This is a genomic window from Pseudomonas sp. AC136, assembly GCF_979258585.1.
This window is the reverse complement of sequence record NZ_OZ409865.1, coordinates 3,497,323-3,511,688: the sequence shown is the minus strand read 5'-3', so window position 1 is coordinate 3,511,688 and position 14,366 is coordinate 3,497,323. Positions and strand designations below refer to the sequence as shown.

Here is a 14,366-nt window from a genome sequence, read left to right as displayed (position 1 = left end):
AGCGCGCCATGTCTTCATCAACGCTAAGCGCGGCCGCTTCCGCCAACGCCGCACGCCGGGGCAGCGTCAATGCCCGCCGCGTATTGATCGGCCTTTGCTGGCTGGTGTTCGTGCTGTTTCTGGTGCTGCCACTGTTCATCGTGGTGTCCCAGGGTTTGAAGAACGGCGTGGGCGCCTTCTTCACCGCCATCTTTGAACCCGACGCCTTGTCGGCGCTGAAACTCACGCTGTTTGCCGTGCTGATTTCGGTGCCGCTCAACGTGGTTTTCGGCGTCAGTGCCGCCTGGTGCGTGAGCAAGTATTCGTTCAAAGGCAAAAGCATTCTGGTCACGCTGATCGACCTGCCGTTCTCGGTGTCGCCGGTGATTGCCGGTCTGGTCTACGTGCTGATGTTTGGCGCCCAGGGCCTGCTCGGGCCATGGCTGCAAGCGCACGACATTCAGATTGTGTTCGCCCTGCCGGGCATCGTGTTGGCGACCATTTTCGTCACCGTGCCGTTCGTGGCCCGCGAGCTGATTCCACTGATGCAGGAACAAGGCACGCAGGAAGAAGAAGCCGCCCGCCTGCTCGGCGCCAACGGCTGGCAGATGTTCTGGCACGTGACCGTGCCGAACATCAAATGGGGCCTGATTTATGGCGTGGTGCTGTGTACCGCGCGGGCCATGGGCGAGTTTGGCGCGGTGTCGGTGGTGTCCGGGCATATCCGCGGCGTGACCAACACCTTGCCGCTGCACGTTGAAATTCTCTACAACGAATACAACCACGTCGCTGCCTTTGCTGTGGCCAGCCTGTTGCTGATCCTGGCGCTGTTCATCCTTCTGCTCAAGCAGTGGAGCGAGTCCCGTATCAACCGCCTTAAAGCCAAAGCGGACGAGGAATAAGTCATGAGTATCGAAGTCCGTAACGTCAGTAAGAACTTCAACGCCTTCAAGGCGCTCGACGCAATCAATCTGGACATCCAGAGCGGCGAGCTGGTGGCCCTGCTCGGCCCGTCCGGCTGCGGCAAAACCACCCTGCTGCGCATTATTGCCGGCCTGGAAACACCGGATAACGGCAGCATCGTGTTCCACGGTGAAGACGTGTCCGGCCACGACGTGCGTGATCGCAACGTCGGGTTCGTGTTCCAGCACTACGCGCTGTTCCGCCACATGACCGTGTTCGACAACGTGGCCTTCGGCCTGCGCATGAAGCCCAAGGGCGAGCGCCCGACCGAAACCCGCATCGCTGAAAAAGTGCATGAGCTGCTGAACATGGTGCAGCTCGACTGGCTGGCCGACCGCTACCCGGAGCAACTCTCTGGTGGCCAGCGCCAGCGTATCGCCCTGGCCCGCGCCCTGGCGGTGGAACCCAAAGTGCTGCTGCTCGACGAACCCTTCGGCGCCCTCGACGCCAAGGTGCGTAAAGAGCTGCGCCGCTGGCTGGCGCGCCTGCACGAAGACATCAACCTGACCTCGGTATTCGTGACCCACGACCAGGAAGAAGCCATGGAAGTGGCCGACCGCATTGTGGTGATGAACAAGGGCGTGATCGAACAGATCGGCTCACCGGGCGAGGTGTACGAAAACCCGGCCAGCGACTTCGTCTACCACTTCCTCGGCGACTCCAACCGCCTGCGCGTAGACGGTGACAACCACGTGCTGTTCCGCCCGCACGAAATCTCGCTGTCGCGCCAGGAAATCGAAGACCACCACGCCGCCGAAGTCCGCGACATCCGCCCACTGGGCGCGACCACGCGGGTGACCTTGAAAGTGTCTGGGCAGGACGAATTGATCGAAGCCGAAGTGGTGAAAGACCATGACAGCCTGACCGGGTTGGCCAAGGGCGAGACGTTGTTCTTCAAGCCGAAGGTGTGGCAGAAGCAGCTGTAAAAGCACGATCAAAAGCTCGAGGCTGAAGCCTCTCCTACAAACGCTCCGCGATTCTGTGGGAGAGGCTTCAGCCTCGATGCTTTTGCCCTACCGCTCATGACTCTCATGCCTAAATGCCGCAAACCGATTAAAAAACCGGTGCAGCGCGAACACGGCGAGCAGCGTGACGAACACCGCCATACACACCGAACTCAAGCGATACGCCAGGCTGAACATCATGTCCTGGTGCGGTGTGAGGTATTGGCCGAACACAATCGCGATGGTGGTCAGCGCGCCAAAGCCCACGCCTTGGGCCCCTTCACGCACATGAATGCGTGCGCAGAAGAACGTGGCGATCCAGTACAGCAACGTCACCAGCGGCAGCACGTTGTAGTGGTCGTACAGCACCAGCTGCAAAGTCATGCCGACTGCGCAACCGAGCAGCGTGCCCAACGCGCGGATGCGGCCAGCGAAGCGGATGCCGTGCCAGTGCATGGGGAACAGCACCAGAATCGAGGCGATTTGCGCCGACAGCGAATCGCGCAAATCGGCGCTTTGAAACAGCATGAACGACAGCGTGGCGATGCTCGCGCCAAGCAGCGCTTCGTGGCGCTGGCTGGGCAGGTCTTTGCTCACCGGCGGCCTGGCCGGACGCGGTTCCACGTCGGGGAACAAAAAGAACATCAGCCAGGCGATCAGCACCGTTTGCACCGCCGCCACCAGATTGCTGGCTAGCAGGTCGTACAGGTGCGTGTCCGGGTAGCTGGCGAAGTGCAGCAGCATCGATAAAAACACGCAGCCCAACGCGCCGAACATAAATAACGGACCCTGTGCCATCAGCCGGAAACGCCAGAAGAACGAGGCGAATACCAGCGGCACAATCAGCAGTGGACGGTCGCCGAACAGGCCGTAAATCAGCAGCACTTCCAGGCACGCCACCACCGCCTGGGCCAGGAACTGGCGGATCACATGGGCGTTGATGACCGGCGTCAGTCCCAACAGCAACATCGGGTACACGGCGAAAAACGAGCCGTTGTCCCAGTCCATCAATTTGCTGATCAGCAGCCCCAGCGTGCCGCCAGTGGCCAGGCGCAGGCATTGGCGCAGGCCGTTGTCGGTAAGGGCGGGCAGGTTCATGGCCGCCTCAGTAGATGTAGTGCAATAGGCTGATCAGGCGGATCTGCGCCCGGCCGAAAAAAGCCGCCAGCGGCGCGTCATGCGGATACAACTGCACCGTGGCCTTGGCGCCGCTGGGCAAGGCTTGCGGTAAAGGTTGCGCCAAGGCCACATGCAGGCGCTGACGCTGAGCATCGCGCACCCAACGATCGGAAATGGCCGGCGCGGCGAGGTCGCCATTGGCTTCCAGTTGGCCTTCCTTCACCCCGGCATCGACGGCGCTGACAGTGCCGGCAAATACCTGGCCCGGCAGGCCGTCGAACACCACCGACGCCGCGTCTTGCAGGTGCACATAGCGCAACGATTTCTCGCGGAAGTCGGCGCTGATGTCCGCCTGGTCTGCCACCAGCGCGGCCACCGCACTGCCCGCTGCCACATACGCGCCCGGCGACAACTGCAAGTTGCTCAGCGTGCCACTGCGCTCGGCGCGCACTTCGCTGTAGGCCAGTTGCAACTTCGCCTGTTCCAGCGCGTTGTGCGCCAGGCGCAGCGCCAGGTTGCCGCTGCCGGCTTCGCCGCGCTCCACCGTCAGCTCGCGAATACGTGCCGCCGCCGCGCTGACCTTCGCTTGCGCGGCCGACGTCTGCGAAGTGGTTTGTTCGTACAGTTGCCGCGACACATGCTGCGTGGCCAGCAACTTGCCCAGCCGCGCGCCTTCACGCTGCAACTCGCTGGCCGTGGCTTGCGCTGCCTGATGGTCGGCCCGCGCGGCGGCGAGTGCGGCGTCTAGTTGCGCGTTGTTTTGCTCAGCCTGCTCCTGCGCCAGCTCGGCCGCGTGCACCGCCAGGCGGAACGGCTCGGGGTCGAGGCGAAACAACAACTGCCCGGCTTGCACATGGGCGTTGTTGCCTACGGCGATATCCAAGACTTGCCCGCTCACCCGCGGAGCAATGCGTAAAACCGGGCGCGTCAGTTGCGCCTGCGGCGTTATCGGCATCCATAAATCGGCGGCCAGAAAATAGCCAAACAGCACGACGAAGGCCGCAATCGCGACCCGCACGCGACGAGCAAAACGTTGCTCAGCAGTCATGCACACCCCTGGAAAAATAGACGAGACGGGAAGACCGCTCTCGGCGAAGCCGAAGCGATGACAGCTCACGCGTCCAAGTATATTTTGCCGTCCACGGCAGATAATCAGCGTGTTTGGTAGAGCAGCCTTACCCACCGCGCAATAATGGCCGCGTCACCCGCTTACCGGAGAACCGTCGATGGACACCTTTCAAAGCATGCGTGTGTTCGCCCGTGTCATCGACACCGGCAGCTTTACCGCCGCCGCGCAGGCGCTGGGGCTTTCCACGGCGCAGGTGTCGCGGCTGGTGTCGGAGCTGGAGCAACAACTGCACGCGCGGTTGCTGCACCGCACCACGCGGCGCCTGGCCCTGACCGAAACCGGCGAGCGCTACCTGCAACGCTGCCGGCAAATTCTCAGCGAAGTGGACGAGGCCGCCGCCGAAGCGCGCGGCGCGCACCTGATTCCCAGCGGTCGGCTGCGGGTGCACACCATGACCGGCCTGGGCTTGCAGCACCTCACTCAGTTGGTGGCGATTTATGCCGAGCGCTACCCGCAAGTGGTGGTCGATCTGACGCTGTCGCAGCGCAACCCCGACCCCATCGAAGACGGCCACGACGTCATCATCGCCTTCGCCCGTGAGCTGCCCGACTCACAACTGGTGGCGCAAAACCTCGGCGCGATGTACAGCGTGCTCTGCGCCGCGCCGGCCTACCTGGCCAAACACGGCACCCCGCGCAGCCCGGCCGAACTGCGCGAGCACCGCTACTTGCGACTGCTCGATCCGCTGTACGTCGATAACTGGGTTCTCGATGGGGGCGAAGACGGCGACGGCAGCTACGAAGTACTGCCCACCGAGGCCTTCCAAGTGAACATCGCCGAGTCGCTGGCTAAAGCCGCGCAGGCCGGCATGGGCTTTTGCCTGCTGCCCTCCTTTGTCGCCTGCCCTTCGCTGCGCGACGGCAGCCTGGTTCGCCTGCTGCCGCAATATCGGCTGCGCGAGCGCAACATCTATGCGCTGTACCCGTCGCGGCGTTTCCTCGATGCCAAGATCAAAACCTGGGTGGAATTTCTGAAGGAACAATTGCCGCCGCTGTTCGCTCAAGACGAGGCGATTCTGGATGATCCAGCCCACTGGGCGCCCTAAAACTGTTGCGCTTTAGGTAACAACGCATCACCAAATTCGGCATTTTTCCCGCCCAAGCGCCTCGCTAGACTGGCCACGTTTTCTCCGATGAGCCCGTTTTGAGGATCACACCATGACACGTACCTTATTGCTTACTGCCATTTTCGCCACCAACTCGCTGTTTTTCTCGCAACTCACTTTGGCTGAAGAGTCGCCGGCCTTTGTTGCGCGTAATGCGGCAATCCAAGAAAAGGCGCAAGGCGCCACTGACCAAGCCGTCGCTGCCCAAAAAGCCGCCGATAAGGCCGCACAAGACAGCTGAAAGTCCGGGCGCCATACCTCGCGCCCCACCCGTTCTCCTGACGTTGATGGCGGTAGCTCCTCAGTCAATGTCACTTCCCCGCCGCTTGACCTCTGGTTGAGCGGTTTTTTTTCGCCTGCGCAACCCCGCTCGCCTTGCTCCAAGGCCGGTCAGCCGTGGGCTGCGCTGGCGCAGTAGCACTTAAGTGCGGCGAACGTGCGAATGGATGACCGATACCGGCGCAAATCACTCTTTGGGGCTAATTTCCTTAGCGTTGCAGTGCAGTACGCTACGCGCGGGGAAACTAAGTCCGCACTGCTCAAAAAAATAATAAGGAGCACCTCGGTATGCGCAGTACGTCCATGCTTCACGTCTGGCTCGCCTGCCTGTTGGCCGCACTGGCCAGCCTCCCGGCAGCGGCCGCTACACCACAGCAACACATGCAGGTTCAGGCCTGCCGCGCGGTAGGCAGCCTGTTGCTGTACCGCGGCGAAGGCTATCAGGCCAGCTACAGCGAACGGGTCGACAGCGACCTCGCCGCCCTCGCCGCCGCCGTTCAAAGCAGCCCGCAGGCCAGCGCCGAGCTGCGCAGCGCTCAACAGAACCTTGTTACCCAAATCAAACGCGGTGTTTCTTTCGGCCCCAACGAGGAAGACGTGCCATGGGGCTATCAGAAAGAACTAAGCAAAGCCCTGCGCGATTTCCTCATCAGCGCCCACGGTCTGACGCCAGCCACGCCCGAAGAGGATCTGCCGGTAAAGCTCGAGTACCTGTCGGTGCAGTACCTGTTCCGCTCGTACGTCGGCAGCTTTGAGCTGGCGCGCGAACACGCCGACCAGTACATCGGTCAGGACGAGCGCCTGCTAGTGCCGGAAATTGATCAGCAGATGAACGCGCTGGCCGAGCAGGACGCAGCGGTGAAGAAGAAGCTCGACACGCGCTGGAGCTACCTGCGCGTGGCGTTGGCGGACATGAACAGCGGCGTTACGGCGATGACCAGCCTTTCCGGCCGGCCCTTCGCGCCCACCATCGTCGACCGCCATGCACGGGCCATGAGCGATCAGTTGATGGCCGCGAAGTAGCCTAGGCCAGACGCCTTATACCAAGGCGTCTTTGCCGCGAATGTGCGTCGGGCCGGCACGCTCTTCAATGGCCTGGCGCAGGTCGTCGCGAATGCCGACCAGAAACAGCAGCTCGGCGACCACAAACAGCGGGCCGATGATCAGGCCGGACAGATCATCGACAAACGCCGGCTTGCGGCCCTCGTAGTAGTGGCCAACGAACTGAATGATCCAACCCACCACAAACAGGCCCACGCCGGCGCTCAGCCACACGAGCGTACTTTCCGCCGCCAGGTTGGCACCGCCCCACAGGCTCAGCCCAAGCAAGGCGCTCATCAGCAACCCCAGACGCATTTCCAGGCGCAGGTAGAACACAGCGGACGCCAGCGCGCACAGCGTGGCGGGCGACAGCCACAGGCCAAAGGCGCTGAAACCGGGGCGCGAGAGCAAGGCGGTGACGGCAAAGGCGATCATCGGCACGCCAATGAAGTGGGTGAAGATATTGCGCCGGTCGCGGTGGTAGGCGGCGTATTGGGCGAGATGGTCTGTCAGGGTTTTCATTTTATGTCCTCGGAGGCTGCCTCTATTCGGGCTGGATGAATCATGCAGGTTGAGTAAGCTGCAACTCTGTCAGGTACCTGACAAACCTTAGCCCGCACCCGGACCAGCCATGAATGACGTTTCGCCTTACCTGCCCCTGTTGCGCACCGGCCAGTGGTTCAGCCACCTGCCGCAATCGCTACAAGACGAACTGCTAAACCAGGCTCAAGTGCGCCGCCTGCAAAGTGGCGAACGGTTGTTTCACCGTGGTGATCAGCCATGCGGCTTGTATGCGGTTGTGGAAGGCGCCATGCGTGTGGGGGCGGTGAGCGTTAACGGCAAGGAGGCGCTGTTGACGCTGGTTGAGCCGCCCTACTGGTTCGGCGAAATCTCCCTGTTCGACGGCCAGCCCCGCACCCACGACGCCTTTGCCGAGGGGCCCACCGTGTTGCTGCACGTGGCGCAAGGTGCACTGAACGCGATGCTGCAACGCCAGCCCGCCTATTGGCGCGATTTCGCCCTGTTGATGAGCCAGAAACTGCGTTTGGCGTTTATCGCCCTGGAGCAGATCAGCCTGCTACCCGCCGCGCCACGCCTGGCCCAGCGGCTGTTGATGATTGCCGACAACTACGGCGAGGGCGACACGCGGCGGGTGCTGCATTTGGCCCAGGAACAGCTAGCGCTGATGCTGGCGATTTCTCGGCAGACGACTAACCAGATACTCAAGGAACTGCAGGCGCAGGGGATAGTGCGGCTGACGTATGGGGAGATTGAGATTGTGGATTTGGAGCGGTTGCGGGGGGTGGCGGAGGGGGAGGTGTGATGGGGTTTTGGCGTGAGGGGTTGTTGGGCTGCGATTTGGGTTTCATCCGAGATTCTGGATTCCCGCCTGCGCGGGAATGACGGTATTTTTTCTCCAAACCTCCGTCATCCCAGGTAGGCGGTGGTCCGACGGTTCGCCAGCCTCGGGTTTTGTGGGGTGGCGTAAGGGGTCGATGGGCGGCGATTTGCGTTTCATCCGAGATACTGGATCCGACGAAGAATCGTGACCAACCCGCGCCCCCATCACCCCTGCGGCCGATACCCCAGCCGCAACCCGCCCCAATGCCGTCCCTGCACCGTAATCGGCACCGACAAATCGTGCATCAACTCCCCCGTATCGCGGCTGTACGTCTGCAGCAGCAGCGCCTGCTCATGGCTGCCGCAGCGAATACCAGTGGGGTCGCTGAACAGCCGTTTGCTGCGACTTTTCAGGGTGTCCACAGCGCGGTCGCCGGTGGGGGCGTGGTTGAAGGCGCGGTTGTGGGTGGGCACGTAGCCGTCCGGGGTGCTGGCGATGGCGAAGACCAGGCCTTCGTGGCGCGAGAGCAGCGGCTCCTGAATAGCGGGCAGCACCTGATCGGCATAGGCGTCGAAGCGTGTGCGGTATTTGGCCGGAAAGCTGTTGGCGATGGGCTGATAGCTGCGGTCGAACAAGTCGCCGAGGCTGACACGCCCCGCCTGGATGTCGGCTTCAAATTGTGCCGCGATGGCGGCAGCGCCTTCGCGGGCCAGGTCGTAGATGCGTTGGTGGTAGTCATCCAAGCCCACCTCGGCCAGTTGCTCGCTCACCGTTTCCGCCTGGCCGACCAAGCGCTGCGCGGCCAGGGCCAGCTCGCGGGTTTGCGTTTCGCTGCCGTGAACGTCGCCGCGCAACTGTTCCAGCGCACTGAATAACGCCGACAGCTGCTGGTGGTTGCTCTCGGTGCCGCTGTTGATGGCATCGACTTGGCTTTGCACCTCGCTGGCCAATTCGGTAATGCCCAGCAAGTGCTCGCCGCTGGCTTCAACTTGCGCGGCGGCGCCGTCGAGTTCGCTGGCTTGCTGCTGAATGTGGCTGACCACGGCGCTGCTTTGCTGGCGGATGTCGGTGACGATTTGCGCGACTTCTTCGGTGGCCTCGGCCGTGCGCCCGGCCAGCTTGCGCACCTCGTCCGCGACCACGGCAAAGCCACGGCCCTGGTCGCCTGCGCGGGCGGCCTCGATGGCGGCGTTGAGGGCCAGCAGGTTGGTCTGGCTGGCGATGGATTGAATCACTTGGGTCACTTGCTGAATCTGCTCGGTGCGGCTGCTCAAGCCGTCCATCAACGTGCGGCTGTCGCCGGCTTGCACGCTCAGTTGCTGCATGCGCGCGATGGCCTGCTGCAAGGCTTGCTGGCCGTCAGCACTGCGCTGGCGAACCGCTTGCGCGGCGCTGAGGGTGTGTTCGGCGCGCTGAGCGCTGGCCTGTTCGGTGTCGGTCATGGCCTGAGCGCCGACGCTCATCTGCTCGACGGCGTGCAGTTGCGACTGAAGCTTGTCGGCCATCTGTTGCACGCCAAACGCCACCTGGGCCGCCGACAGCGCGTTATTGCAGGTGCTGCGCGAGAGTTTCTGGCTGAGTTCGCTGAATGCCTGCGGCGCTTGTGCCGGGCCGCTGTCGTCGAGCGCCGGGGTTTCCCATGGGCCAAGCCATGGCCACAGCGCCAGCAGCAAATACGCGGGAATGCTCAGGTACAGCGGCAGCTGGGTTTGTTGGTAAACCACCATCAGCACGGCCAGCCCGGCAGCATGCAGCAGGCAGACCCACGGGCGGCGAGAGTAAGCGGGGCGCATCGGCAAACCTCTTGTTCTTATGGTGCTGGCAACGCAACGGTCGAGTATTCGAGCATGTCATCGGCCGAGCTGCCAGTAGGCTTTAGCACGGGGTGCGTCACGGCTTGGCTAATAGCCCGTCGCGGTATTGGCTCGGCGCCTGGCCGGTCCAGCGTTTGAACGCGCGGCTGAAGCTGCTGCTGTCGGCAAAGCCCAGCAGGTAGGCGATTTCGCTGATGGAGCAATGCGGGTCGCGCATGTGTTGCAGCGCCAGGTTCTGCCGGGTTTCGCTGAGCAACTGCTCATAGCTGCAACCTTCGTCGGCCAGGTGGCGCTGCAAGCTGCGCAGGCTCAGGTGCAAGCTGCTGGCGATGCGTTCGGCCGAGGGCTCGCCGTTGGGCAACTGGCTTTCCAGGCAGGCACAAACACGGCGCCGCCAGGTCACGGGCTGAAGCTGTTCGAGGGTGCGCTTGAGCACGGTTTCGTTGTGCTCGGCCAGCTCTTCGTTGCCGTCTTCGAGGGTGTTGTCGAACGGCTGCCGGGGAAATTGCAGAAAGTCCTGGGCAGCGCCGAAGTGGATCGGCGCACGCAACGCTTCCTGCCACGGCGTCGGGTCTGCGGGCGTTGCCCGGCGAAGGTGCACGGCCAGCGGCGCGAAGTCGCGACCCAGGCGGTTGCGGCAGGTGCGCACGTAAATGGCGATAAACGCATCAATCGCCTCGGGCGCTGGCGCCGGGCCGCCGAGGGGCACTTTCAGGTAGAACTCGTAGCGATCGGGCAGGGTTTTCAATTCCAGGCTGAGGGCATCGCTGACCACTTGGTGATAGCGCACGATGCGTTCGAACACCTCGCGCAAACTGCCGCTGGCAATCAACGCATAACCCAGCGCGTGAAAGCTGGTGGGGCTGACGTATTGCGAGGTTTTCAAGCCCAGCGCCGGGTCGCCACTGGCCTCGACAGCCAGGCGCCACAGCCGTGTGGTGGCCGACAGCGGATAGCGCGCGTTGGGGTGTTCCATCAAGGCGGGATCAAGGCCGGCGTCCAGGCACAGCTGCGCGCTATCCAGGCCCAGGGCGTCGAGCTGCTTGCGCAGTGCCCGGGTCCAGCTGGCGAGGGTGGTGGGTTCAGCAGTCATGCAGATTGGCGCATCCGGTCAACAGGTTGGCGTTCGAGGTCAGGCCGGCGGGCGCCCGGCCCGGCACAGTAGCCTCACGTTAATTAGAGGATGTAAGCATGTCCCACTCTCCTGCAAGCCCCGTGAACCAGAATGCGCAACAACGCGCTGCGCATATTCGCGAAGTGGTAATGGCCCACGGCGTCGAGCTGCGCCAGCGCTTCCCGATTCTTAAGCACCAGGACGCCCTCGGCGCCGGCATTCTCGCCTTCGCCCTGGCCGGCATGATCGGCAGCGCCGCGCTGTATATCGAAGGCTACATGGCCTGGTGGGCGTGCTTGCTGCTCAACGCGTTCTTCGCCTCGCTGACCCACGAGCTGGAACATGACCTGATCCACTCCATGTACTTTCGCAAACAACGCGTGCCGCACAACCTGATGATGGCTCTGGTGTGGCTGGCTCGCCCAAGCACCATCAACCCGTGGGTGCGCCGCCATCTGCACCTCAATCACCACAAAGTGTCTGGCACTGAAACCGACATGGAAGAACGCGCCATCACCAACGGCGAGCCGTGGGGCATCGCACGGTTGCTGATGGTGGGCGACAACATGATGTCCTCGTTCATTCGCTTCCTGCGCGCCAAAACCTGGAGCCACAAGTGGATGATCGTCAGCCGCACCCTGAAGGTGTACGCACCGTTGGGGCTGCTGAACTGGGGCACCTGGTACGTGTTTCTGGGCTTTCACCTCAGCACCTTCGTCGCCACCCTGCTGGGCTCGCCGATTGAGTGGTCGGCCACCACGCTGGACGTGATGAACATCGTCAATATCGCGGTCGTCGTGCTGGTTGGCCCCAACGTGCTGCGCACCTTTTGCCTGCACTTTGTCAGCTCGAACATGCACTACTACGGCGACATCGAGCCGGGCAATGTGATCCAGCAATGCCAGGTGCTGAACCCGTGGTGGATGTGGCCGCTGCAAGCGTTCTGCTTCAACTTCGGCAGCAGCCACGCGATTCACCACTTTGTTGTGAAAGAGCCCTTCTATATCCGTCAGCTCACCGTGCCGTTTGCGCACAAAGTGATGCGCGAAGCGGGTGTGCGCTTCAATGACTTCGGCACGTTTGCCCGGGCCAATCGCTGGACCCGCACCACCGAAAGCAAACCGGCAACGCAGCAAACGCAAACCGCCTGATCGGTTTCGCCACCGTCATGCAGCGGCGCTTCGGCGCCGCTTTTTTCGTCTATCGCAACAGGCCCGACCACGACCATGAATGTACTTATCGTCCACGCCCATCCCGAGCCGCAATCGTTCTGCACCGCCATGAAAGACCTGGCCGTCAGCACCTTGGAAGCCGCCGGCCACACGGTTCAGGTGTCCGACCTGTACGCAATGAACTGGAACCCGGTGGCCAGCGCTGCCGACTTCCAGGCGCGCAGCAATCCGGACTACTTGGTGTACGCCCTGGAGCAGCGCCACGCCCACGGTCAGAACGCACTCGCCGAAGACATCGCCGCCGAGCTTGAAAAGCTGCTGGCCGCCGACTTGGTGATTTTCAATTTCCCGATTTTCTGGTGCTCGGTGCCGGCCATTCTCAAAGGCTGGATCGACCGCGTACTGGTGTCGGGCGTGTGCTACGGCGGCCTGCGTTTCTATGACAAAGGCGGCCTGAGCGGCAAGAAAGCCCTGCTCAGTTTCACCATCGGCGCGCAGCCGCACATGTTTGCCGATGAGCAGGCCATTCACGGCGAACTGAACCTGATGCTGCGCCACCTGCAACGCGGCACGCTGGCGTATGCCGGCTTTAGCGTGCTGCCGCCGTTCGCGGCGTATCACGTGCCGTATATCGACGCCGACGCCCGCACGGCGATGCTGGCGGACTACCGCGAGCGCCTGCTCGGGCTTGAAAACGCGCAGCCGCTGGTGTTCCCAAAAATGGCCGAGTTTGATCGGCAGCTAAAGCCGCTGGCTTAACCGCAGGCAAAAAAAAGACCCGCCGAAGCGGGTCTCAACACTGCCGAGCTGGTGAGCCCTAGGCGAGTTCGTCGAAGCACTCGGCAACAATGGCCAGGCCTTTGTCGAGCTGTGCATCAGGAATGGTGACCGGCATCAGGAAACGGATGACGTTGTAGTAGGTGCCGCACGACAGCAGGATCAGGCCTTTTTCACGGGCGCGCGCCACGATCTTGCCAACCAGCTCAGCCGCCGGCTTGTGGGTGTCGCCGCCTTCGAACAGCTCGATGGCGATCATCGAACCCAAACCACGAACGTCGCCAATAACCGAATGCTTGGCCTGGATGTCGCGCAGGCCGGCTTTCAGGCGTTCGCCCAGGGCTTGCGAACGTTCCAGCAACTTCTCTTCATCAAACACTTTCAGCACGGCCAGCGCGGCCGCACAGGCGATCGGGCTACCGGCATAGGTGCCGCCCAGGCCACCCGGTGCGATGGCGTCCATGATTTCGGCTTTACCGCTGACGCCGGAAATCGGGAAACCGCCGCCGACGGATTTAGCGAAGGTGGTCAGGTCTGGAATGACGCCCAGCTGTTCGGTGGCGAAGAAAGTGCCGGTACGGCCAGCGCCGGTTTGCACTTCGTCGGCGATCAGCAGAATGCCGTGCTGGTCGCACAGGGCGCGCAGGCGCTGCATAAAGGCTTTGGAGTTGGTGTAGAAACCCCCTTCACCCTGCACCGGCTCAATGATGATGGCGGCGATGTCGGACGGCTGCGCGTCGTTCTTGAAGATGCGCTCGATGCTGGCGATGGACTCGTCTTCGCTCACACCGTGCAGCTCGCAAGGCGACTGGGCACGGTAAACGCCGGCAGGCATCAGGCCCATGCCAGCGGAATACGGCACCACTTTGCCGGTGAGGCTCAGGGTCATCATGGTGCGGCCGTGGTAAGCGCCGGTGAAGGCGATTACGCCAGCGCGGCCAGTGGCAGCACGGGCGATTTTCACGGCGTTTTCGACGGCTTCGGAACCGGACGTCACCAGCAGGGTTTTCTTGGCAAAATCGCCTGGAACGCGCTTGGCGATTTCTTCACACAGCTCTACGTAAGGCTCGTAAGCCAGTACCTGGAAGCAGGTGTGCGACAGCTTGGTCAGCTGCTCTTGCACCGCTGCAACCACTTTGGGGTGCAGGTGGCCGGTGTTGAGCACGGCGATGCCGCCGGCGAAGTCGATGAACTCACGGCCTTCAACGTCCCACACGGTGGCGTTTTCGGCGCGCTCAGCGAAAATCGGGTGAATTTGGCCCACACCGCGCGGTACGGCGGCCATGCGGCGTTGCATCAGGGATTCGTTAGTCTTGCTCATGTTTCGGTCCTCATTCGCCGCTTCATCGGGCGGCGCAGTGGGATAAACGCAATCGGGGAAAGGCGCGGCAGCATACGATGATCGACTGCCACGCCCTGCCGGTTGCTCAGGTTCTTTAGTGCGGTGCTGCTGCCCGGGCGGGCCGGCTCGTTGGTTCCGCCCTGGGGTACTTCAATAACGTCTTAATGCTTTTGCTCTTTGTGCTCTTCGGCTTAACGCCGCTCGAGAGCTTCGGGGCTAAGGCCAGACAAGGCGAAATGCTGGCGA

The 14,366-nt window shown here is 62.5% G+C and carries 14 protein-coding genes; 8 read left to right on the top strand and 6 right to left on the bottom strand.

Annotation, left to right across the window (positions count from 1 at the left end; genetic code table 11):
* Window positions 1-8 precede the first annotated feature (8 nt).
* Window positions 9-881 (top strand): sulfate ABC transporter permease subunit CysW, encoded by an 873-nt coding sequence (gene cysW, locus ACZZZU_RS15570; protein WP_463384437.1) that lies wholly within the window; start codon window positions 9-11, stop codon window positions 879-881.
* Between the two features lie 3 nt (window positions 882-884).
* Entirely contained in the window at window positions 885-1,868 is a 984-nt protein-coding gene (locus ACZZZU_RS15565; protein WP_463551121.1) for a sulfate/molybdate ABC transporter ATP-binding protein, read from the top strand.
* An 87-nt stretch (window positions 1,869-1,955) separates the two neighbouring features.
* Here ACZZZU_RS15565 and ACZZZU_RS15560 read toward each other — a convergent pair whose 3' ends face one another.
* On the bottom strand, window positions 1,956-2,984 hold the full coding sequence (locus ACZZZU_RS15560) for a DUF2955 domain-containing protein (RefSeq protein ID WP_463551120.1): 1,029 nt from the start codon (window positions 2,982-2,984) through the stop codon (window positions 1,956-1,958).
* 7 nt (window positions 2,985-2,991) lie between these two features.
* A complete protein-coding gene (locus ACZZZU_RS15555; RefSeq protein WP_463551119.1) occupies window positions 2,992-4,053 on the bottom strand; it encodes an HlyD family secretion protein in 1,062 nt (353 codons plus the stop codon).
* Between the two features lie 178 nt (window positions 4,054-4,231).
* Here ACZZZU_RS15555 and ACZZZU_RS15550 point away from each other — a divergent pair, with 178 nt between their 5' ends.
* The 3 genes from ACZZZU_RS15550 to ACZZZU_RS15540 all read left to right on the top strand — a co-directional run bounded on the left by ACZZZU_RS15550 (window position 4,232) and on the right by ACZZZU_RS15540 (window position 6,541).
* Window positions 4,232-5,179 (top strand): LysR family transcriptional regulator, encoded by a 948-nt coding sequence (locus tag ACZZZU_RS15550; RefSeq protein ID WP_122492423.1) that lies wholly within the window; start codon window positions 4,232-4,234, stop codon window positions 5,177-5,179.
* A gap of 112 nt (window positions 5,180-5,291) precedes the next feature.
* Window positions 5,292-5,480 carry a hypothetical protein gene (locus ACZZZU_RS15545; protein ID WP_122492422.1) on the top strand — a complete coding sequence of 63 codons (189 nt, stop codon included), beginning with the start codon at window positions 5,292-5,294 and terminating at the stop codon, window positions 5,478-5,480.
* A gap of 326 nt (window positions 5,481-5,806) precedes the next feature.
* Window positions 5,807-6,541 carry a hypothetical protein gene (locus tag ACZZZU_RS15540; protein ID WP_122492421.1) on the top strand — a complete coding sequence of 245 codons (735 nt, stop codon included), beginning with the start codon at window positions 5,807-5,809 and terminating at the stop codon, window positions 6,539-6,541.
* 15 nt (window positions 6,542-6,556) lie between these two features.
* Here ACZZZU_RS15540 and ACZZZU_RS15535 read toward each other — a convergent pair whose 3' ends face one another.
* Window positions 6,557-7,081, bottom strand: coding sequence for an Mpo1 family 2-hydroxy fatty acid dioxygenase (locus ACZZZU_RS15535; protein WP_463551118.1), 525 nt, complete (start codon window positions 7,079-7,081; stop codon window positions 6,557-6,559).
* Between the two features lie 109 nt (window positions 7,082-7,190).
* On the opposite strand from ACZZZU_RS15535, the gene ACZZZU_RS15530 reads away from it, so the two are divergent.
* Window positions 7,191-7,883, top strand: a complete 693-nt coding sequence (locus ACZZZU_RS15530) for a Crp/Fnr family transcriptional regulator (RefSeq protein ID WP_463551117.1) — start codon at window positions 7,191-7,193, stop codon at window positions 7,881-7,883.
* A 242-nt stretch (window positions 7,884-8,125) separates the two neighbouring features.
* On the opposite strand, the gene ACZZZU_RS15525 is transcribed toward ACZZZU_RS15530, so the two are convergent.
* Window positions 8,126-9,343 carry a methyl-accepting chemotaxis protein gene (locus ACZZZU_RS15525; RefSeq protein WP_463552142.1) on the bottom strand — a complete coding sequence of 406 codons (1,218 nt, stop codon included), beginning with the start codon at window positions 9,341-9,343 and terminating at the stop codon, window positions 8,126-8,128.
* 448 nt (window positions 9,344-9,791) lie between these two features.
* Entirely contained in the window at window positions 9,792-10,808 is a 1,017-nt protein-coding gene (locus ACZZZU_RS15520; RefSeq protein ID WP_122492417.1) for an AraC family transcriptional regulator, read from the bottom strand.
* Between the two features lie 98 nt (window positions 10,809-10,906).
* Between ACZZZU_RS15520 and ACZZZU_RS15515 the strand changes: the two genes are divergently transcribed.
* Complete coding sequence (locus tag ACZZZU_RS15515) at window positions 10,907-11,980, top strand: fatty acid desaturase (protein ID WP_463551116.1); 1,074 nt, start codon at window positions 10,907-10,909, stop codon at window positions 11,978-11,980.
* A 75-nt stretch (window positions 11,981-12,055) separates the two neighbouring features.
* Window positions 12,056-12,760: an NAD(P)H-dependent oxidoreductase gene (locus tag ACZZZU_RS15510; protein WP_122492415.1), complete on the top strand. Its 705-nt coding sequence runs from the start codon at window positions 12,056-12,058 to the stop codon at window positions 12,758-12,760.
* 58 nt (window positions 12,761-12,818) lie between these two features.
* On the opposite strand, the gene gabT is transcribed toward ACZZZU_RS15510, so the two are convergent.
* Entirely contained in the window at window positions 12,819-14,099 is a 1,281-nt protein-coding gene (gabT, locus tag ACZZZU_RS15505; RefSeq protein ID WP_122492414.1) for a 4-aminobutyrate--2-oxoglutarate transaminase, read from the bottom strand.
* Window positions 14,100-14,366: the final 267 nt, after the last annotated feature.